14 protein-coding genes are annotated in these 20,365 nt (G+C 71.4%); 2 read left to right on the forward strand and 12 right to left on the reverse strand.

Features of this window, described 5'->3' with window-relative positions:
• Genes AC3EO4_RS06845 through AC3EO4_RS06855 form a run of 3 tightly spaced genes read right to left on the reverse strand, consistent with a single transcriptional unit; the run spans nt 1 to nt 5,706 of the window.
• The gene (locus tag AC3EO4_RS06845) at nt 1-1,320 is read right to left on the reverse strand and encodes an FAD-dependent oxidoreductase (RefSeq protein ID WP_431894345.1); all 1,320 of its coding nucleotides are present in this window, start codon (nt 1,318-1,320) and stop codon (nt 1-3) included.
• The gene (locus AC3EO4_RS06850; protein WP_379574626.1) at nt 1,317-1,439 is read right to left on the reverse strand and encodes a hypothetical protein; all 123 of its coding nucleotides are present in this window, start codon (nt 1,437-1,439) and stop codon (nt 1,317-1,319) included. The genes AC3EO4_RS06845 and AC3EO4_RS06850 overlap by 4 nt, the downstream gene beginning before the upstream one ends.
• On the reverse strand, nt 1,432-5,706 hold the full coding sequence (locus tag AC3EO4_RS06855) for a non-ribosomal peptide synthetase (protein ID WP_431894347.1): 4,275 nt from the start codon (nt 5,704-5,706) through the stop codon (nt 1,432-1,434). The genes AC3EO4_RS06850 and AC3EO4_RS06855 overlap by 8 nt, the downstream gene beginning before the upstream one ends.
• A 169-nt stretch (nt 5,707-5,875) precedes the next feature.
• On the opposite strand from AC3EO4_RS06855, the gene AC3EO4_RS06860 reads away from it, so the two are divergent.
• Together AC3EO4_RS06860 and AC3EO4_RS06865 are read left to right on the forward strand one after the other, a co-directional pair.
• Nucleotides 5,876-7,705, forward strand: coding sequence for a glycoside hydrolase family 3 protein (locus AC3EO4_RS06860; RefSeq protein ID WP_431894349.1), 1,830 nt, complete (start codon nt 5,876-5,878; stop codon nt 7,703-7,705).
• Nucleotides 7,706-7,871: 166 nt separating this feature from the next.
• Nucleotides 7,872-9,554 carry a condensation domain-containing protein gene (locus AC3EO4_RS06865; RefSeq protein WP_431894351.1) on the forward strand — a complete coding sequence of 561 codons (1,683 nt, stop codon included), beginning with the start codon at nt 7,872-7,874 and terminating at the stop codon, nt 9,552-9,554.
• A gap of 182 nt (nt 9,555-9,736) precedes the next feature.
• On the opposite strand, the gene AC3EO4_RS06870 is transcribed toward AC3EO4_RS06865, so the two are convergent.
• The 9 genes from AC3EO4_RS06870 to kdpF form a co-directional block, all read right to left on the reverse strand.
• Nucleotides 9,737-10,132 carry a RidA family protein gene (locus tag AC3EO4_RS06870; RefSeq protein WP_431894353.1) on the reverse strand — a complete coding sequence of 132 codons (396 nt, stop codon included), beginning with the start codon at nt 10,130-10,132 and terminating at the stop codon, nt 9,737-9,739.
• An 11-nt stretch (nt 10,133-10,143) separates the two neighbouring features.
• Nucleotides 10,144-11,313, reverse strand: coding sequence for an MFS transporter (locus AC3EO4_RS06875; RefSeq protein ID WP_431894355.1), 1,170 nt, complete (start codon nt 11,311-11,313; stop codon nt 10,144-10,146).
• Between the two features lie 106 nt (nt 11,314-11,419).
• Entirely contained in the window at nt 11,420-12,157 is a 738-nt protein-coding gene (locus AC3EO4_RS06880) for a class I SAM-dependent methyltransferase (protein ID WP_431894357.1), read from the reverse strand.
• A 93-nt stretch (nt 12,158-12,250) separates the two neighbouring features.
• A complete protein-coding gene (locus AC3EO4_RS06885; RefSeq protein ID WP_379574634.1) occupies nt 12,251-12,925 on the reverse strand; it encodes a response regulator in 675 nt (224 codons plus the stop codon).
• Nucleotides 12,922-15,468 carry a DUF4118 domain-containing protein gene (locus AC3EO4_RS06890; RefSeq protein ID WP_431894360.1) on the reverse strand — a complete coding sequence of 849 codons (2,547 nt, stop codon included), beginning with the start codon at nt 15,466-15,468 and terminating at the stop codon, nt 12,922-12,924. Before AC3EO4_RS06890 ends, AC3EO4_RS06885 begins: the two co-directional genes overlap by 4 nt.
• 4 nt (nt 15,469-15,472) lie before the next feature.
• A complete protein-coding gene (locus AC3EO4_RS06895) occupies nt 15,473-16,348 on the reverse strand; it encodes a potassium-transporting ATPase subunit C (protein ID WP_431894362.1) in 876 nt (291 codons plus the stop codon).
• Nucleotides 16,349-18,472, reverse strand: coding sequence for a potassium-transporting ATPase subunit KdpB (gene kdpB / locus AC3EO4_RS06900; protein ID WP_431894364.1), 2,124 nt, complete (start codon nt 18,470-18,472; stop codon nt 16,349-16,351).
• The gene (kdpA, locus tag AC3EO4_RS06905; RefSeq protein ID WP_379574639.1) at nt 18,469-20,118 is read right to left on the reverse strand and encodes a potassium-transporting ATPase subunit KdpA; all 1,650 of its coding nucleotides are present in this window, start codon (nt 20,116-20,118) and stop codon (nt 18,469-18,471) included. Before kdpA ends, kdpB begins: the two co-directional genes overlap by 4 nt.
• Nucleotides 20,118-20,207 carry a K(+)-transporting ATPase subunit F gene (kdpF, locus tag AC3EO4_RS06910; protein WP_379574640.1) on the reverse strand — a complete coding sequence of 30 codons (90 nt, stop codon included), beginning with the start codon at nt 20,205-20,207 and terminating at the stop codon, nt 20,118-20,120. Before kdpF ends, kdpA begins: the two co-directional genes overlap by 1 nt.
• Between the last annotated feature and the right edge of the window lie 158 nt (nt 20,208-20,365).

A 20,365-nucleotide genomic window follows, 5' to 3' on the forward strand; every position in this document is an offset into this window, starting at 1 on the left:
TCAGTGTCCCTTCCTGACGATCTTTCTCATCGCGGCCAGCGCGGTGGCGCCCGCGGCTGTCACGGCGGCCCAGCGCAGGATCGCGTCCTGGCGGCGGGCCTTGGCGAGTGCGTCCGCGTACGGCATCGTGGTGTGGGAGATCATCGTGTAGAGCGGGACCCAGCGGCCTGGGAACGTCCTGGCCAGCAGCAGGTCGGCCTGCCTGCGCAGATGGTGGAACGGCGAGCGGACGCGGTCGCGCAGCTCGACGAAGTTCTGCCTGGACAGCTCGTCCAGGACGTCGGTGTGCGGCCTGCGCGCCTGCTCGAACGCGGCGAACGCGCGCTCGGGATCGCCGGGATGCTCGCCCAGGCACCGGTCGAGGACGAGGCAGTCCTCCAGAGCCGAGTTCATGCCCTGGCCGTAGAAGGGGTAGACGGCGTGGCAGGCGTCTCCCACGAGCACGACCCCGCCCCGGTGGTGCCACGGCGCGGTGCGGATCGAGACCAGATGCCCGACGGGGTTGCCGGCGTACTCCTTGGCCAGGTCGGGCATGAGCGGGAGCGCGTCGGGGAAGCGCTCGGCGAAGAAGGCCTCCGGATCGGTGATCTCGGCGAACCCGCCGGGCCCCTCATGAGGAAGGAACAGGGTGGCGGTGAGCGAGTTGTCCATGTTGGGGTGTGCCACGATGAGCCCGTCGCCGCCGGGCCACACGTGCAGCGCCTCCAGCCGCACGCGGGCGGAGCCGTCGTCCGCGGCGGGGATCGTCAGCTCCTTGTAACCCCAGTCGAGGACCTCCTGATGGAGGTCGGCGCGCAGCCCGCGGTGAAGCTGCGTCCTGATGGCGGAGAACGCGCCGTCCGCGCCCACGATCACATCGGCCGTGACCCTGCTGCTCTCGCCGCTCTCCTCCTCCACCACCTGGACGGCGGGCGCCTCCCTGTCCAGCTCGACCACCCTGTGTCCGAAGTGGAAGCTCACCTCCGGCCGGGCGTCGGCGTGGTCGATCAAGAGGGACACCAGGTCCCTGCGCAGCACCGAGTGAAGGATCTCGTCGTCGCGGGCGCCGTACGGATGGAAGGTCGTCTGGCCGCCAGGCACGTGCACGGCCCTGCCGCGCATCGGCACCGTGAGCGGCCACACCCGGTCCATCAGCCCGATGCCGCCCAGCGCGCGCACGCCGCGGGCGGAGAGGCCAAGGTTGATCGACCTCCCTTCGGCATCGGCCTTGCCACGCGGATCGGGGCGCCGCTCGTAGACGGCGACCTGATGCCCGCGTCCGGCCAGGTAGCACGCCAGCAACGTGCCCGCGGGCCCGGCGCCCGCGATCAGGAACCTCATCCGCGCTCCTGTGCGGTCCACGCGGCCGGCAGGATCACGCGTCCTCGCGCGATCTCGTGTTCCGCCTCCAGCGCTTCGTCGTCCTGCAGTGGTTCGGGTGACAGAAGGGGTTCACTCATGGCTCTCCTTGGAAGCGGCGGCCCCGACCAGGACGCCGGCTGCGATGAGGTGATCGAGATGACCGTCGAGCAGCGCCGACGCCGGCGGGCAGGTAAGCCCGGCCGTGGCCAGCGTGCGTTCTGTCGCCGCGCAGTCGAAGACGGGGCCCTTGGCGTCGCCGTACTCGGCGAAGAAGCGCGGGAAGGCGGCGACGGGGAGCGGCTCGCCCGCCGCCAGGCGCCTGCGTACCTCCGCCCGCCACCGCGAGCCCTGGACGAGGCGCACGGGAAAGCCCTTCGCGCGCAGCCCCTCGACGAGCTCGGCCGAGCTCAGCGTGCGGGGGTTGTGGTAGTGGAAGTCACCGGTCGTCCGCGTGCGCGCCAGGTGCCCGATGGCGGCCGCCACGTGGTCGACGGGGGCCAGGTCCAGGTTCTCGCCGTCGGGGACGCCGCCCATGGCGACGCAGGTGGCGAAGAATCTGCCGAGGAAGTCGTCGGGCGGGCACGCGCCGGTGCGGCTGTCGCCCGCGATCCTGGCGGGCCGGTGGATCGCGACCGGCACTCCCGCCTCGCGCGCCGACGCCGCCAGCCGGTCGGCGACCCATTTGCTCTGGTCGTAGCCGGGATGCAGCAGTTCGGGGTCGGGCAGCGGGTCGCACTCGCGCACGATGCGCTCGCCCGGCGTCAGGTGCACGCCGAGAGTCGAGACGACGTGCACGGGCGTGGTGAGCGCGCCGCGGCCGGCCAGGCGCAGGATCTCCAGGGTGCCGCCGACGTTCGCGGGCCGCAGCCTGCCGTACGGCCTGGCGAAGTCGACCAGGCCACCGCTGTGCACGATCAGGTCGAGGGTGTCGGCCAGGTCGTCGAGCCGCCCGGCCGGAAGGCCGAGCCCCCGCGCGGCCAGGTCGCCCTGCTCGGGGACGATCCTGGCCAGGTAGGCGTCGCTCCAGAGCCCGTACCGCTCCAGGTTGCGCCGCACGCGCTTGACCGGGGACTCGCCCCTGACCAGGCAGTGCACGACCGTGTCCGGGTCGCCGAGCAGGTCGGCGAGCAGGTAGGCGCCGAGGAAGCCCGTGGCCCCTGTCATCAGCACCCGCCGAGGTGGGGCGGCGGGCACGGGTCCGGCCGGCGGCGGGAAGTCGGCGGGAAGCGTGGCGTCGGCCATGAGGTCGGGCTTCTCCGCTGCGACGTCGTGCCCGTCGATGCGGGCGGCCAGCTCCGCCAGGTCCGCGGCGGCGAAGAAAGCGCCCAGTTCGACGGCGACGCCGGTGCGCGCGGCGATGCGGTTGACGGTCTTGGGCGTGAGCAGCGAGTGGCCGCCGAGGTCGAAGAAGTTGTCGCGCCGCCCCGCGCGTACGCCGAGCGTCTCCTCCCAGGCGGCGGCGACGGCGCGCTCGGTCGGGGTGCGCGGGCTCTCGTACGGCACGGCCTCCGCGTCGGGTGCGGGAAGCGCGCGGTGGTCGACCTTCCCGTGCGGGGTCAGCGGCAGCCCGTCGAGCATGACGACGGCCTGCGGCACCATGGCGGCGGGCAGCCGTTCCGCCAGGAATCCGCGCAGCTCGGCCCTGGAGACGGGCGCGCCGGCCAGGTAGGCGACCAGCCGCCCTTCGACGGCGGTGACCACGGCCTCGCGCACGGCGGGGTGGGCCAGGCAGGCGGCCTCCACCTCGGCGGGCTCGATGCGCACGCCGTTGATCTTGAGTTGCCTGTCGACCCTGCCGAGGAACTCCAGCCGGCCGTCGAGGCGACGCCTGGCCAGGTCGCCCGTGGCGTACATCCTGGCTCCCGGGGCGAACGGGTCGGGCGGGAACCTCTCGGCGGTCAGCTCGGTGCGGCCCAGGTAGCCGCGTGCCAGGCAGGGCCCGCCCAGGTGGAGCTGACCGGGGACGCCTATCGGGGCGAGCCCGCCGACGTCGTCGAGCACGTAGGCCCGCACGTGCGGCAGCGGCGAGCCGATCGGCAGGTGCGTTCGCTCGCCGAGCTCGGAGCCGTCGACCGTGCGGTAGACGGTCGCGCAGACGGTGGCCTCGGTGGGGCCGTAGTGGTTGAAGAAGGCGAGGCGTCCGCCGGTGAGGCGGGCCCAGGTGCGCAGCCGGTCCACCGGGACGCTCTCGCCGCCGACCATGACCGTGGCCAGTGGGCCGGGGTCGACCGCGTCGAGGCCGGACAGGTCGTCGACCCACTGCTGCCAGAGCGCGGAGGGGGCGTCCACCATGGTGATCGCGTGGTCGGCGCAGAGCCGTAACAGCTCGTGGCCGGTGAGCGCGACAGGATCAGGGTGCAGCACGATCGCCGCGCCGCTGACGAGGGCGGGGTAGAGGTCGCCCGCCGAGGCGTCGAAGCTCAGCGGCGGGACCATCAGGACCCGCTGGCCGGGCCCGAACCCGTGCAGGTCGACGAAGGCCCGCGCGAGCCGCGCCACTGTGTCGTGCCCGACCACCACCCCTTTGGGCGCCCCTGTCGAGCCGGAGGTGTAGATCACGTACGCGGGGGCGTCGCCTTCCGCTCTCAGGCTCGGGGCGTCGGCGGGGGCGAGGAGTTCGTCGACGCGAGCGGTGGGCGTGCCTGCCACGCGGAGTCCTTCAGCCACGATGGCCAGGGCCGCTTCGCAGTCGGTCAGCAGCGCGGCCAGCCGTTCGGCCGGCTGCGACGGGTCGAGCGGAACGTAGGTCGCCCCCGCCTTGAGCGTGCCGAGCACCGCGACGATCGCCTCGGGGCCGGCCGTGGCGCAGACGGCCACCCGCTGTCCCGGCCGCACTCCGCGAGCGGCCAGCCCTCTCGCCAGCGCCTCCGCCTGGGTGTCGAGCTCCAGGTAGGTCATGGTCCGTTCGGGCGTGACGACGGCGGGCGCTCCAGGTTCGCGGTGCGCCTGCTCGGCGAACAACTCCTCGAGGCGTACGGACGGGGCGGCGGCGGGCGGCGGGCCGTCAGGCAGCAGCACCGCGATCTCCTCGGGCGGCAGCATCGCCAGCTCGCTCAGTCGCGCCTCGGGCCGTGCCGGCATCTCCCGCAGCAGCCGCTCCAGATGACCCGCCATGCGCCGCACCGTGGCGGCCTCGAACACCTCGGTGCTGTAGGTGAACAGGAACTGCAGGGCGTCCGGGTACACCACGACATCGAGCGCCAGGTCGAACCGGGCGGAGGCGAGACCGGAAAGGACGGGCTCGCCCTCCATCCCGCCCAGCCTGAGCGGTTCCCCGTCGGGGTTGCCGAGCATGAGCATCGTCTGGAAGACCGGCGGGATCGCCGGGTCCCTTCCCGTCCCCAGCTCGCCGACGACCCGCTCGAACGGCACCGCGGCCCTGCCGAACCCGCGCAGCAGGCGCCTGCGCACGCGCTTGAACAGCTCCCTGACAGACGGGTCACCGGTCAGGTCCGCGCGCACGGCCAGCGTGTTGACGAAGAGCCCGAAGACCGCCTCGAGGTCCTCCTCGTCCCTGCCCGCGACCGGGGTGCCGACGCAGAAGTCGTCCTGGCCGCTGTGCCGCCGGAGCAGCACCTGGTAGGCGGCCATCAACACCATGAACGGCGTGCAGCGCTCGGCCCTCGCCAGCTCCGTGACGCGCTCCCACACCTCGATGGGCATCCGGTGGATGGCCATGGCGCCGTTCCCGCTCCTCACGGCGGGCCTCGGCCGGTCGATCGGCAGCTCGAGCGGCGGCACCCCGGCCAGTTCCTCCCGCCAGAAGGCCAGCTCTCCCGCGTGGTCCACGGCGCGCTGCGCCACCGCGTGGCTCCGGTACGGCGTGGCAGGCCGCGAAGGCGCGACGCCGCCCGAGGCGAAAGCCGTGTAGAGCTCGTCGAGCTGGGGGAACATGATCCGCTCGACCGACCAGGCGTCGCCGATGATGTGGTGCATCACCATGACGAGCACGTGATGGTCGACGCCGAGACGCACCAGGGTGACCTTGAGGAGCGGGCCCTCGGCGAGGTCGAAGGAGGTGTTGGTGCGCGCGGCCACGAGCGCCGCCAGCCGTTCCTCCGTCTCGTCCTGGGCCTCGACCAGCTCGACGACGACGGGGGCGGCCGGCCGTACGGACGCGACGGGGGTGCCGTCGATCTCCGGGAACACCGTTCGCAGCGACTCGTGGCGGGCGACGAACTCGGTCAGCGCCCTGGCCAGCGCGGACTGGTCGAGCAGGCCCCGCAACCGCACGCTGACGACCATGTTGTAGCTGGAGTCCCCGCCTGCCAGACGGTCCAGGAACCACATGCGCTCCTGGCCGTGGGACAGCACGGTGGTGAACTGATCTCTCGGGTTCTGACCTCGCGCCACAGGCAAGGACATCCTGACCGTCTCCCTCAGTGGGTGAGCCTGGTTTCTGACCTGAGACTTGACAAAATAATTCTTAGGAAAGTTTCCTATTAATTAACCGACCTGATGCTACACACTGGGACCGGAGGCGGACAAGCGCCTGCGGCCCATCGGCCATTCCACCTGCGCGATGGAGGAAACAATGGCGAGCCAGGGTGCCAGGAGAGGCGAGAGCCCCGTCCTGGCCGCACTTGCCGACGCCGTGCTTCAGCCGGGATTCGTCGGCACCACGCTGCCCGAATGGGTGCGACGGCGACTTTCCAGCGGCCTCGGCGGAATAGCCCTCTATTCACGAAATATCGTGACAAACGAGCAGGTCATGGACCTTACTGCGGCCATCAGGGCCGAGAATCCGCACGTCGTCATCGCCACCGACGAGGAGGGCGGTGACGTGACCCGCCTGGAGGCCAGGACGGGCAGCTCCCGTCCGGGCAACCTCGCCCTCGGCGCGGCCGACGATCCCCGGCTCACCGGACGCGTGGCCAGAGGACTGGGCCTGGAACTCGCGCGAGCCGGCGTGAACCTCACCTACGCCCCTGTCGTGGACATCGAAGGCGACCTGGACAACCCGGTGGTGGGCACCCGCGCGTTCGGCTCCGATCCCGCGCTGGCGGCCCGCCACGCCGCCGCGTGGGTCACCGGCGTCCAGTCGGCGGGGGTCGCGGCGTGCGCCAAGCACTTCCCCGGGCACGGGGCCACGTCCGCCGACTCCCACGACGAGCTGCCCACCATCACCTATTCCGCGGAGGACCTGGCCCGCCTCGCCCTGCCACCGTTCAGGGCGGCCATCGACGCGGGGGTCAGGGCGGTCATGACAGGACACCTCCTCGTGCCCGCCTACGACCGGGACTCCCCCGCCACGATGAGCAGCCGCCTGCTGGTCGAACTGCTTCGAGGGGAGCTCGGCTTCGACGGGCTGATCGTGACCGACGGGATCGAGATGGCACCCGTGTCAGGGCGGTACGGCCTCGGCGGCGCGGCCGTCAAGGCGCTCGCGGCGGGCGCCGACGCCATCTGCGTCGGCGGCGAGAACGCCTCCGCCGGAGTGGTGGGCCTGATCCGCAACACCATCATGGCCGCGGTGATGGACGGCACCCTGCCGGAGGAACGCCTGGCCGACGCCGCCGCCAGGGTCCGCCTGCTGGCCGACTGGGCCCACGAACACCGCCGAACCACCACCCCTGACTCCGGCACCGCTACCGACACATGGACCGCCACCGGAATCGGGACCGAGGCCAGGACCGGGACCGGGGCCGGGGTTGGAACGGGGGCAGAGTCGGAGGCGGCCCGGCGGGCGTTGCGCGTCACCGTGAACCGGCGACCCAGACCCGGCGCCCCGCCGCACGTCATCGAGCTGGCCTCCCCCACGAACCTCGCCGTCGACCCGATCACCCCGTGGGGCATGGCCGACGCGCTGACCTCACGCCTCCCCGCCACCACGGTGACGCGGCTCGCCGAACCGGACGGCCACGAACTCCTGAGAGCCGTGGAGGCGGCCGGAGCACGGCTGCTCGTCGTGACCGTCCGCACCGCACACCGGCACGCCTGGGTGCCTGCCGCGCTGGACCAGATTCTGGCCAGGCGCCCCGACGCCGTGGTGGTCGAGATGGGCACACCCAGCACGGCCACACCCGGCGCGATCCACATCGCGACGCACGGCGCGACCAGGGTCTGCGCGCGGGCCGCGGCGGAGGCCCTCGCCGACCTCGGCCTGCTCGACCCGGACAACCTGCTCGACCCACCCGCCGGGCTCGACCCGCCCCGCTCGCTGGATCCGCCCACCCCGCTCGGCCCGACCCCCACGCTCCACCCGCCCACCCCGCGCGAGCCGACCCAACCAGCCCAACCGATCCAGCCGCGCGAGCCGATCGAGCCGATCGGCACGGTCGATTCGGGCCGCACGGCAGATTCGGCCCGCCCTCTGGATCCGGCGGTCCCGGCGGTCGACCCGCCCCGCTCGTTCGGCTCGTGAAGGCCGAAGCGATTGCCGGCGCCGGGGCGTGGAGCTCGGCGGGGGATCTTGCGTCCCGCCGAGCCCTGTGATTCCGTGCAGAAATGTAAAGGTTCTTTCCAGTTTCCTCCGCGGCCCACACCGTCCGGAGGCGAGCCGAGGCGAGGACGTCATCACCACGCTCACCGTGTGCTTCGAGGGACAGACCGACCGCCGCGGCCCGCTGACCATGGGCCAGGCCAACATGGCACGTTGCGTGCGGAGGGACCCGCCTCCGCACATGAACTTCCTGGTGGTCAAACGGCTGCCGAAGCGGGCCACGCTGGACCGCGTCGAGGTGGCCACGCGCGCGCTGCTCTGCCGGCACGAGGGCCTGCGCACGACCTTCACCGACGATGGCCAGCACGCGCACGGCGCTGGCGAGCTGGCCGTCCCCGTCCATGACGCCGACGGCGAAGCCAGGCTCGCGGCGGAGGAGGTGGGCGCGGGCCTGCGGGCGGCGAGGTTCGATCTGGCGGCCGAGCTGCCGGTCCGCATGGCCGTGGTGCGAGAAGGGGGGACGCCGCGTTTCGTGGTCTTCGTCCTGCCGCACACCGCGGTCGACGCGATCAGCCTGGCCCAGGTCGTCAGCGAATGGGAGGGCCTGCTGCTCACCGCGCACCCCACGGACCCGCCACCCGCGCAACGGGCCGAACCGGCGGACCCGCCACCGGCACAGCAGGCCGAACCGGCGAGCCCGCCACCGACGCAGCGGGCCGACCCGGCGAGCGCGCCGCTGGTGCAGCCGATCGATCTGGCCGCCGCCGAGCGTACTCCGCAGGCGTCGCGCAGGGCCGCCTCCACGTTGCGCCACTGGCGTTCCGGCCTGGCCAGGGCGCCGCAGTCGATGTTCCCCGTGGCCTACGACGTCGAGCACGCTCTGCTCCCCCGGCTGCGCATCCGTTCGGCCGCCGTGGCCACTTCGCTGGAACGTGCTACCAGGCGGACGGGAGCGAGCCGTTCGGTCCTCGTGATGGCCGCGCTCGGCGTCCTGCTCGGCCGCCGCACCGCCCAGCCCACCTGCCTGCTGGCGTCGCTGTCGAGCAACAGGACCCATCCCCGGCTGCGTGGGCACGTCGGCCCGCTGGCCCAGGACGCGCTGATCGTGGCGGATCTCGACGCGGCCACGTTCGACGATCTGGTCGGCCGCTTCAGGGTCGCCGCGCTGAGCGGCTACCAGCACAGCAGGTTCGACGCGGCGGAGCTGTGGGAGACCATCCATGCCCTCGACGCCGAACGCGGCACCAGGTACGCCAGGGACTGCGTCTACAACGACATGAGCCTGCAGGCCGTACCGGCCGGGGAGCCGAGGCCCGCCTCGGACGTGGAGCTGAGCTGGTTGCCCGCGGCGTCGCTGCCGGCCAACCTGTCGCTCTGGGTGAACCGCCTGGACGACGAGCTCGACCTGGTGCTGTGGGCCAACCCGGAGGCCCTGCCCGCGCGGGAGGCGGAGCGGTTCGGGACCGGGCTGGTCCGGCTGCTGGTGGCGGCGGGTGAGGGCGCGGTGGACCTGGCCTCGCTGGAGGAGGTCACGGGTGTGGCGTCCGTGTCGTACGGGCCCGGGTGGGTGCGGAGCGGCGGGTCATGGGTGCGGCTCGAGTCCGTCGGCCGGCTGGTCGAGGCCGCCGCGCCCGGATTCCTGCCGCGGATCACCGCCCAGCCCGACGGCACCCTGACCTGCGACCTCGTCGCGCGCGACGCGTCGCGCAGAGCCGACGCGCCCACGCCCGAGCAGGTCCGCCGCGCCTGCATCGACCTCCTGCCCGGCCGCGCCGACGCGATAGCCCCGCATCACGTCGTCGTCCACGCGGGCGACCTTCTCCCCCAGTGAACGCCGGCCCCTCACCCCCGGTGCCTCCAACGCCGGGCCCCCCAGAGCTCCCCACTACCGGAGCCCTCCGCCGAACCACCGGGCCGCGGTGACATCCTCGCGGGAGGACGCGGCGGTGACCCCCGGGGCGCGGCACGGACCGCGGGCGCGGGCGGCCCGTGCCGCCCGCTCCGCGCGGGGCCTCAGGGGCGGACGGCCGTGGCGTCGATCTCGAACAGCATGCCCGGCAGGGCGAGGGAGGCCACGCCGATCAGCGTCTGGGTGGGCGGTCTGTCCCCCCAGATCTTCCCGATCGCCGCCGCGACGACGGCCAGCTTGTCGAGGTCGTGGTCCACCACGAACGTGCGGATCCCCGCGACGTCCTCGAAGGACAGACCGGCCGCCGCCAGGGCGGTGCCCAGGTTCGACAGGGACTGTTCGACCTGCTCGGCGAAGTCCGGAGAGGTGACGTGTCCTTCGAGGTCCGAGGCGTACTGCCCGGCGACCAGGACCAGTTCGCCGGAGACCGCGGCGACGTGGCTGTAGCCGAAGGAGACGGGGTCGTGCAGGGTGGCCGGGTTGATGATGGTGACCGACATGTCGCGTTTCCTTATCTGGTGCGGGTGGTGATGGCGAAGGCGGAAAGCAGGAGTGCGGCGGCGAGCCACAGGGCGCCGGCCGTGCCGAGCCCGTCGACGACCAGGCCGCCGAGCAACGCGCCGAGCGCGATGGACAGGTTGAAGGTGGCGACGAACAGCGACGTGGCGGCCTCGGTCGCCTGGGGCGCGGCCTTGAGCATCCAGGTCTGCAGGCTCACCGACACGCCGCCGTAGGCGAGGCCCCACACGACCAGCAGGACGATCCCCTTCGCGGGCGTCCCGCCGTACGCGGCCATCAGGGCGGTGGCGGCGGTCAGCGCGAGCGTGATGGTCAGGAGCGTGCCCCGCGGGTGGCGGGCGGCGCGCGCGCCCGCGAGGAAGTTGCCCGCGATGCCCGCCACGCCGTATCCGAGCAGGAGGAGGCTGATGAGGTCAGGATCGACGCCCGCGACCGTCTGCAGGATCGGGCGGACGAAGGTGTAAGCGGCGAAGTGCCCGGTGATCAGCAGGAGGGTCAGGATCACGCCGGTCCGTACGGCAGGCGCCCGCAGCACCCGCGGCAGCTCACCGAAGGTGATCGTCTGCCTGGACGGCAGCGCGGGCAGGAGGAGGACCAGGCCCGCCAGAGCGACCAGCCCCAGGACCCCCACGGCACCGAACGCGACCCGCCAGCCGCCGAGCTCCCCCGCGAGCGTCCCGGCGGGCACGCCGACGACGGAGGCGGTCGACACCCCGCCGAAGATCACCGCGGTCGCGCGGGCCACGTGGGCCTCGGGCACCAGGCGGAGGGCGAGCCCGCCTGCGATGGCCCAGAACCCGCCGACGCTCACACCGACCGCGATCCTGGCCGCGAGGACGACGGCGAAGCTGGATCCCACGGCTCCGGCCAGGTTCGCCGCGCTCATGAGGCCGATGAGCGCGATCAGCATGACGCGCCGGTCGATCCGTCCTCCGACGACGGTGAGCAGGGGCGCGGAGAGCGCGGCCACCAGTCCCGGCACGGTCATCATCAGCCCGGCGACCCCTTCGGAGACACCGAGGCCGGTGCCGATCGGGGTCAGCAACCCGACGGGGAGCAGTTCGGAGGTCATCAGAGAGAAGATTCCCAAGGTCACGGCCGCCACGGCCGCCCATCCCCTGGCGGCCGCTCGCCCCGGCGCCGCATTCAAGACATCAGACATCCAGAATCACCTCCGACAGAGCCCGGTCAGGGCATTCGAATATTCTGGATGTTAAACGTCTAGAATCTTCCAGGCAAACTCGGGGGTGGATGAGGCCGGCCGAGCGCTACGCCGTCCGGCGGGCGATCGTGATGATCTCAGGGCTCGCGTCGGTCAGCGGGCCCGAAGCCCAGTCGCCGAACTGCTCCTCGACCAGCAGGCCCGCCGCCGCCAGGAAGGAGGACAGACCCGCCACGTCGAGGAAGCGCAGCGTGCTGCGGCTCACCTCTGGCCGGTCCCACGCGGGACTGGTGAAGGTGTGCGTGAACGACACAAGGCCATCCTCGACCGGGGTCTCGACCTCGCGTTCCATGCGCACGACCGCGCCCGAGGCGCCGATGATCTCGACCGGGTGGCCCGTCGTCCACTGCTCCCACGCCCGGGCCGGCGGATTGCGGGTCTCGAACACGAAGCGGCCGTCCTCGGTCAGCGCCGAGCGGATCGCGGCCAGCGCGACCCTCAGCTCCTCGTCCCCGAGCAACACCTGGAACGCGTGACCCGTCATCACGACCAGGTCGAACCCCTCGTCCCAGGAGACGGACGACAGGTCACCGAGCACCCACTCGATGTCCGGCCGCGCCCGTGCCACGTCGAGCATCGCCTCGGCGGGGTCGAGCCCGCACAGCCGCCCCGTGTGGCCCGCCTCCCTGGCCAGGCGCAGCAGCTCGCCCGTGCCGCAACCGACATCGAGGACGGCCCGGGCCGACATCACCAGGGGCAGGTAGAACGCGAAGTCCTCCCTCCCCGCGGTCATCGGGTCGTACAGCTCGGCGAGGCTCGCTTCGGAGAACAGACGATCGACCATCGCGCCTGTCTACCAGCCACCCCTCCGCGACCGCCATCGCATGACCGCCCGCGATCGGCGGGCCGCCCGCCGCTGCCCCGTCGATGCCGCCTCTCATGCGAGCGGTACGAAGCGGTACCCCATGCCCGGTTCCGTGATCAGGTGGGCGGGCCGCGCGGGGTCGCGTTCCAGTTTGCGGCGCAGCTGGGCCATGTACTGGCGCAGGTAGTGCGACTCCTTGAGGTACTTCTCGCCCCAGACCTCGTTCAGCAGGTACCGCTGGCTGACCAGCTTGCCCGGGTTGCGCAGCAGGATCTCCAGGATGTGCCACTCGGTGGGCGTCAGCCGTACCCCGTCGGAGACCGTCTTGTCGGTCAGGTCGATCACCCGGTCCCCCACCTGGACGCGGGCGAGCTCGGCCTCCTGCATGCCGGTCCTGCGGGTGACGGCCCGCATGCGCGCCAGCAGTTCCTCGATGTTGAACGGTTTGGTGACGTAGTCGTCCGCGCCCGCGTCCAGCGCCTCGATCTTGTCGTGGTTGCCCGTCCTGCCGGACAGTACGAGGATGGGCGCCGACGTCCACCCGCGCAGGCCGTGGATGACGTCGACGCCGTCGAGGTCGGGCAGCCCGAGGTCGAGGAGGATGAGGTCGGGGTGCTGTTCGGCCGCCTCCCTGAGCGCGGAGCCTCCGTCGGCGGCCACCGCCACGTCGTAGTGGCGCGCGACCAGGTTGATGCGCAGCGCCCGCAGGATCTGCGGTTCGTCGTCGACGACGAGGACGCGGGTCATGCGACCACCGTCCGCGAGGTGATGGCGAACGTGAGGGTCATGGTGAGACCTCCCCCTGGTGTCTCGTCGGGGACGAGGGTGCCGCCCATGGCCTCGGCCAACCCTCTCGACAGCGCGAGTCCCAGGCCGACACCCGTGTGGTTGTCGCGGTCGCCCAGGCGCTGGAACGGCAGGAAGATGCGGTCGTGGGCGTCGGCGGGGACGCCGGGGCCTCTGTCGATCACGCGGATCTCGACGTGGTCGCCGTGCCGGCTCGCGGTGATGAGCACCTTCTGGTGCTGCGGGCTGTAGCGCACCGCGTTGGCCATCAGGTTGACCAGCACGCGTTCGAGCAGCGTGGGATCGGCGACGATCTCGGGCAGCTCGACGGAGATGTCGCCCTCGACCCTGTCGCGCAGCGGGCCGAGGTCGTCGATCGCGCGGGGCACGACCTCCTCCAGCGCCACCGGCTGGTGGTCCACTCCGAGGACGCCCGCCTGCAGGCGGCTCATGTCCAGCAGGTTCGCGACCAGGCGGTCCAGCTTGGCCAGCGACTCGTCGGCGGTGGCGAGCAACTCGCGGCGGTCCTCCTCGCTCCATTCGATCGCCGTGTTGCTGAGGCTCTCCACGGCGGCCTTGGCGGAGGCGAGCGGGGTGCGCAGGTCGTGGCTGACGGCGGCCAGCAGCGCGGTGCGCATCCTGTCCGCCTCGGCCAGCGGCTTGGCCCGCTCCGCCGCCTCCTCCAGCCGCTGCTGGCGGAGCGCGACGGCGGTCTCGGCGGCGAACGCCTCGAGCACCCTGCGGTCCGCCGCGTCGAGCAGCCGTCCACGGGCGGCGAGGACCAGGTTCTCGTCGATGACCACGTCGGTGTCGGCGGTGGAAGGGGAGGTGCACGGCGCGCCGCCGGTGGTGGCGATGATCCGCCAGGCGTCGGGGTCGGTGTGGTCGTCCGGCATGCCGCCGGTGTCGGGCCGCCGTTCCAGCAGCGTGACGGAGGTCAGCCCGAACGTCTCCCGCAGCCTGGCCAGCAGCGAGGGCAGCGCGGCTTCGCCGCGCAGCACGTGCCCCGCCAGCGTGGCGAGGATCTCGGCGTCCGCGCCCGCTCGGGCCGCCTCCCTGGTACGGCGGGCGGCCACGTCGACGATCGTGCTCACCATGGCGGCGACCACGACGAACACGACGAGCGCGAACAGGTTCTCCGGATCGGAGATCGTGAACTCGCCGACCGGCGGGGTGAAGAAGTAGTTGAGCAGCAGCGAGCCGCCGACCGCTGCGGTGATGGCCGGCCACATGCCGCCGATCAGGGCGACGCCGACCACCGTGACCAGGTAGAAGAGGATCTCGGTCGGCAGCGACAGGTCGTTCCTGAACGGGACCAGCGCCGCCGTCAGCGCGAGCATGCCGGCGATGGCGACCGCCCATCCGGCCAGCCGCCGCTTCGCGGTCAGCGCCGCGTGGGCGCGTTCGGGACGCCGCCGGCCCCTCTTCGCCTCGGCGTGCGTGATCATGTGCACGTCGATGCTGCCGGACAGCGCCGTGGTCTCCACGCCGACGCCGCGGGAGAAGACCTGGGCGAACCTGCCCCGCCTGGACGCGCCGAGCACGAGCTGGGTGGCGTTGACGCCGCGGGCGAAGTCGAGCAGCGCGCGAGGGATGTCGTCGCCGACCACCTGGTGGTAGGTGCCGCCCATGCTCTCCACCAGCGTGCGCTGCCTGGCCAGGTTGGCCGGGTCGCCGCCGGACAGGCCGTCGGCGCTGGTGACGTGGACGGCCAGCAGGTCGGCGCCTTTGGTCCTGGCCGCGACGCGGGCGGCCCGCCGTACCAGGGTGTCGCCCTCGGGCCCGCCGGTGAGGGCGACCACGACGCGTTCGCGCGCCTCCCACGTGGTGGCGATCCCGTGGTCGGCGCGGTAGCGGTCGAGCTGCTCGTCCACCTTGCCCGCGACCCAGAGCAGGGCGAGCTCGCGCAGGGCGGTCAGGTTGCCGACCCTGAAGTAGTGGGACAAGGCGGCGTTCACCTTCTCCGGTGCGTAGACGTTGCCGTGGGCCATCCGCCTCCTGAGCGCCTCGGGCGACATGTCGACCAGCTCGATCTGGTCGGCGCGCCGTACCACCTCGTCGGGGACGGTCTCACGCTGGGGGATGGTGGTGATCTGCTGGACGACGTCGTTGAGCGACTCCAGGTGCTGGATGTTGACCGTGGAGATGACGTCGATGCCGGCGTCGAGGATCTCCTCGATGTCCTGCCAGCGTTTCGCGTTCCTCGATCCCGGCACGTTCGAGTGCGCCAGCTCGTCGATCAGCGCGATCTTCGGTTCGCGTTCGATGACGGCGTCCACGTCAAGCTCGGTGAAGGTGGCGCCCCGGTAGCGGATCGTCCTGCGCGGGATGACCTCCATGCCGTCGAGGAGCTCGGTGGTGCGGGGACGGTTGTGGTTCTCGGCGAGACCCACGACGACGTCCCTGCCACGCTCCAGTCCCCTGCGGCCCTCGCAGAGCATCGCGAAGGTCTTCCCCACTCCGGGCGCCGCGCCCAGGTAGACCCTCAACCGCCCGCGTGCCATCCCGCTACCCCTTGTCGAGGGCCAGGTTGAGCTCGAGCACGTTGACCGCGGGCTCGCCCATGAACCCGAGCGGCCTGCCGGCGGTGTGCTCCTTGATGAGCTCGTTCACCTTCGCCACGTCGATGCCGCGCTCCTTGGCGACGCGGGGTGCCTGCAGCTCGGCGTAGGCGAGCGAGATGTGCGGGTCGAGCCCCGAGCCGCTGGCGGTGACCGCGTCCGCCGGCACCGCGGGCGGTCCCGCCGTGCCGCGCACGGGCACGGTACGGCCGGCCGCGTAGTCCTCGCCCGGCTTGCCGCACTCGACCGTGACGCCCTCGTAGGTGGCGACGAAGGGCCGCGCGGGGCAGGCCTGGTTGACGCTGACGGCCCTGGTCGGCGGGCCGACCGCGGGGAACACCTTCAGCACCGCGCCCACGCCGTCGGCCGTGCAGTACGGCCTGGCGCCGCTGACGCCGTCCAGCTCGCCGATCGCCTTGGACCGGGCGCAGACCTGGGTGAGCAGCGACTGCCGGCCCTCGTCGGGATCGCCCTGGTCGTCCTTGGCACCGGGCACGGGCAGGGTGTCGACGACGTCCTCGGGACCGAGGTTGCTCGCCGCCGTGGACAGCATGTCGTACCCGTCACCGGCCGCGGACGGCCGGCTCTGGAAGTACTTCCTGACGGGGTTGCCGTCCTTGTCGGTGAAGAGCTGGCCGACGATGGCGCTCCCCACGGTCTTGCCGCCGCTCTCCACGGGGGAGCCGTTGGCCTGGTCGTTGAACACGGCCTGGGCGACTCCGGTGACGGCGAGCGGGTAGATCCCGCCGAGGATCACGGTCAGAACGATGACCGCGCGCACGGCGGCGAGATGCTGGCGGATCCAGCTGGGCAGGCGTTCCATTTACGACATCCCCGGAAGGAACTGGATGAGAAGGTCGATCAGCTTGATGCCGATGAAGGGCGCGACGATGCCGCCCAGACCGTAGATGTAGAGGTTGCGGCTGAGCAGCTTCGAGGCGCTCGAAGGCCGGTAGCGGACGCCGCGGAGGGCGAGCGGGATCAGCGCGATGATCACCAGCGCGTTGAAGACGACCGCGGACAGGATGGCCGACTGCGGGCTGGCCAGGCGCATGATGTTGAGCGCGTCCAGGCCCGGGTACACCGCGGCGAACATCGCGGGAATGATCGCGAAGTACTTGGCGATGTCGTTGGCGATCGAGAACGTGGTCAGCGCGCCGCGCGTGATCAGCAACTGCTTGCCGATCTCGACGATCTCGATGAGCTTGGTCGGATTGGAGTCGAGGTCCACCATGTTGCCCGCCTCCTTGGCGGCGCTGGTGCCCGTGTTCATGGCCACGCCGACGTCCGACTGCGCGAGCGCGGGGGCGTCGTTGGTGCCGTCGCCCGTCATGGCGACCAGGCGGCCGCCCTCCTGCTCCTTCCTGATCAGGGCGAGCTTGTCCTCGGGTGTGGCCTCGGCGAGGAAGTCGTCCACGCCTGCCTCGTCGGCGATCGCCCTGGCGGTGAGCGGGTTGTCGCCGGTGATCATGACGGTGCGGATGCCCATGCGGCGCATCTCGTCGAACCGCTCGCGCATGCCCTGCTTGACGACGTCCTTGAGGTGGATGACGCCGAGCACGCGGCCCTTCTCCGCGACGACCAGCGGGGTGCCGCCCGAGCCCGAGATCCCGTCCACGATGTGGCCGATCTCGTCGGTCGGGTGGCCGCCCTGGTCGCGGACCCACTTCATGACGGCGGTGGCGGCGCCCTTGCGGACCTGCCTGCCGTCGAGGTCCACGCCCGACATGCGGGTCTGCGCGGTGAACGGCACCCAGTCGGCGTGGGCCAGCTCGCCGGGCTCGCGCTCCCGCAGGCCGTACGCCGTCTTGGCGTACACCACGATCGAGCGGCCCTCGGGCGTCTCGTCGGCCAGGCTGGACAGCTGCGCCGCCCGCGCCAGCTCCATCTCGGGCACGCCGTCGACCGGCACGAACTCCGACGCCTGCCGGTTGCCCAGCGTGATGGTGCCGGTCTTGTCCAGCAGCAGCGTGCTCACGTCGCCCGCCGCCTCGACCGCGCGGCCCGACATGGCCAGCACGTTGCGCTGGACCAGCCGGTCCATGCCCGCGATGCCGATCGCCGACAGCAGCGCGCCGATCGTGGTCGGGATGAGGCAGACCAGCAGCGAGACCAGCACCACGCCCGTCACGCCGTCACCGGTCAGCGCCAGCGAGTCGGGGATGCCGGGGTTCACGTTCTTGGAGTAGATCGCGAACGGCTGCATGGTGACGGTGGCGACCAGGAAGATGATGGTGAGCGCGGCCAGCAGGATGTTGAGCGCGATCTCGTTCGGCGTCTTCTGCCTGTTGGCGCCCTCGACCAGAGAGATCATCCGGTCGATGAAGCTCTCGCCGGGCTTCTGCGTGATCTGGACGATGATCTTGTCGGAGAGCACCTTGGTGCCACCGGTCACCGCGGACCTGTCACCGCCTGACTCCCTGATCACCGGCGCGGACTCGCCCGTGATCGCGGACTCGTCGACGCTCGCGATGCCCTCGACGACGTCGCCGTCACCGGGGATCGTCTCCCCTGCTTCGACGACCACGAAGTCGCCCTGCTTCAACTCGGCCGCGCCCACGGTGTCCCACTCCGTGGAGGCGCGACCCTTGAGACGGCGGGCCGTGGTGTCGCGTTTGGCCGCGCGCAGCGTCGCCGCCTGCGCCTTGCCCCTGCCCTCGGCGACCGCCTCGGCCAGGTTGGCGAAGACGACGGTCAGCCACAGCCAGACCACGATCGCCCACGCGAAGAACGAGGGTTCGAGGACCGCCAGGACGGTGGTGAACACCGCGCCGATCTCCACGATCAGCATCACGGGGTTGCGCCAGAGCGTGACGGGGTTCAGCTTCACGAGCGCGTCGGGCAGCGATCTGACGAGCTGTTTCGGGTCGAGTAGGCCGCCGCCGACCTTGCCGTTCCTCTTGGGCGAAGGAGCGTTCTCCGACGCCTCGACCAGGTGGGTCGTCATGAAAGGAGTCCTTCTGCGAGCGGTCCGAGCGCCAGGGCGGGGAGGAAGGTCAGCGCGACCAGGATGATGGTCACGCCGACGACCATGCCGACGAACTGCGGCCTGTGGGTCGGCAGCGTGCCCGCCGACGCCGGCACCGGCGTCTGCCTGGCCAGCGAGCCGGCGAGGCCCAGGACGAAGACGATCGGCAGGAACCTGCCGAGCACCATGCACAGGCCGAGCGCCACGTCGTACCACGGGGTGTTCACGGTGACGCCGGCGAAGGCCGAGCCGTTGTTGTTCGACGCGCTGGTGAAGGCGTAGAGGATCTCGGAGAATCCGTGGGGCCCGGTGTTGAGCATGGCCGCGAGCCCCGCCTCGTTGCCCATGGCGACGGCCGTGCCGACCAGCACCAGGACCGGGGTGACCAGGAAGTACATCGAGGCCAGCTTGATCTCGCGGGCACCGATCTTCTTGCCCAGGTACTCGGGGGTCCTGCCGACCATGAGGCCCGCGACGAACACGGTGATCATGGCCAGGACGAGCATGCCGTACAGGCCGGCTCCGACGCCACCGGGCGCCACCTCGCCCAGCATCATGTTGAACATCGTCATCATGCCGCCGAACGGCGTGTAGGAGTCGTGGAAGGAGTTCACGGCGCCGGTGCTGGTGAGCGTGGTCGAAGCGGCGAAGGTCGCGGAGTTGGCGACGCCGAAGCGCACGTCCTTGCCCTCCATGGCGGCGCCGATCGCCTGCGGGACGGTGGCCGCGCCCTGCAGCTCGAACACGTTGGTGAGCACGACGCTGACGAGGGCGATCGTGGCCATCACGGCGAGGATCGCGTAACCCTGGCGGACCTGGCCGACCATCCTGCCGAAGGTTCGGGTCAGGCTGAACGGGATGACGAGGATCAGGAAGATCTCGAACCAGTTGGTCCACGGGGTGGCGTTCTCGAACGGGTGGGCCGAGTTGGTGTTGTAGAAGCCGCCGCCGTTGGTGCCGAGTTCCTTGATGACCTCCTGGCTGGCCACGGGACCGCCGGTCATGTTCTGCGTGCCGCCGGCCAGTGTGGCGATCTCGTGCGGGCCCGTGAAGTTCTGCACCACTCCGCCGGCCACCAGCACCAGCGCGCCGATGAAAGCGATCGGCAGCAGGATCCGGACGGTGCCGCGCACCAGGTCCACCCAGAAGTTGCCGATGGTGTCGGCGCCCCTGCGGGCGAAGCCCCGGACCAGCGCGATCGCCACGGCCATGCCGACCGCCGCCGACACGAAGTTCTGTACGGCGAGCGCCGCCATCTGGACCAGGTGGCCCATGGTGCTCTCGCCCGAGTAGGCCTGCCAGTTCGTGTTGGTGACGAAGCTGATCGCGGTGTTCCACGCGATGTGGTCGGTCACGGGCGGGAAGCCGAGAGACAGCCACAGCTTGTCCTGCAGGCGCTGCAGGCCGTACACGACCAGGATCGAGACGACCGAGAAGGCCAGCACGCTACGGGCGTAGACGCCCCAGCGCTGCTCGGAGTCAGGACGCACGCCGAGCAGGCGGTAGATGCCGCGCTCGACGATGTTGTGCTTGACGCCGGTGTAGGCCCGGTACATGTGGTCGCCGAGCGGCTTGTACACCACGGCCAGCGCGACGACCAAGGAGGCGATGAAGATCCAGCCCATCAGAAACGCTCCGGGAAGAGCAGGGCTGCGATCATGAAGATCACCAGGCCGGCGGCCACTATCAGGCCGGTGGCGTTGACGGCGCTCACAGGCGCTCCACCGCCTTCACGACAAGCCCGAAGATCACGAAAATCGCGATCGTCAGGGCGACGAAGATGACGTCAGCCATCCCCACTCCTCAGGTCCGGATATTGCTTTCATGGCCAGCAAACCGGGTGATTTGGGGAGTTTTGCCGTTCTTGACGGG

It is taken from the genome of Nonomuraea sp. bgisy101 (genome assembly GCF_057708945.1).

Coding starts and splice junctions, on each gene's coding strand:
- AC3EO4_RS06845 (WP_431894345.1), bottom strand. CDS start 1,320: ATGAGGTTCCTGATCGCGGGCGCCGGGCCCGCGGGCACGTTGCTGGCG.
- AC3EO4_RS06850 (WP_379574626.1), bottom strand. CDS start 1,439: ATGAGTGAACCCCTTCTGTCACCCGAACCACTGCAGGACGACGAAGCG.
- AC3EO4_RS06855 (WP_431894347.1), bottom strand. CDS start 5,706: ATGTCCTTGCCTGTGGCGCGAGGTCAGAACCCGAGAGATCAGTTCACC.
- AC3EO4_RS06860 (WP_431894349.1), top strand. CDS start 5,876: ATGGCGAGCCAGGGTGCCAGGAGAGGCGAGAGCCCCGTCCTGGCCGCA.
- AC3EO4_RS06870 (WP_431894353.1), bottom strand. CDS start 10,132: ATGTCGGTCACCATCATCAACCCGGCCACCCTGCACGACCCCGTCTCC.
- AC3EO4_RS06875 (WP_431894355.1), bottom strand. CDS start 11,313: ATGTCTGATGTCTTGAATGCGGCGCCGGGGCGAGCGGCCGCCAGGGGA.
- AC3EO4_RS06880 (WP_431894357.1), bottom strand. CDS start 12,157: ATGGTCGATCGTCTGTTCTCCGAAGCGAGCCTCGCCGAGCTGTACGAC.
- AC3EO4_RS06885 (WP_379574634.1), bottom strand. CDS start 12,925: ATGACCCGCGTCCTCGTCGTCGACGACGAACCGCAGATCCTGCGGGCG.
- AC3EO4_RS06890 (WP_431894360.1), bottom strand. CDS start 15,468: ATGGCACGCGGGCGGTTGAGGGTCTACCTGGGCGCGGCGCCCGGAGTG.
- AC3EO4_RS06895 (WP_431894362.1), bottom strand. CDS start 16,348: ATGGAACGCCTGCCCAGCTGGATCCGCCAGCATCTCGCCGCCGTGCGC.
- kdpB (WP_431894364.1), bottom strand. CDS start 18,472: ATGACGACCCACCTGGTCGAGGCGTCGGAGAACGCTCCTTCGCCCAAG.
- kdpA (WP_379574639.1), bottom strand. CDS start 20,118: ATGGGCTGGATCTTCATCGCCTCCTTGGTCGTCGCGCTGGCCGTGGTG.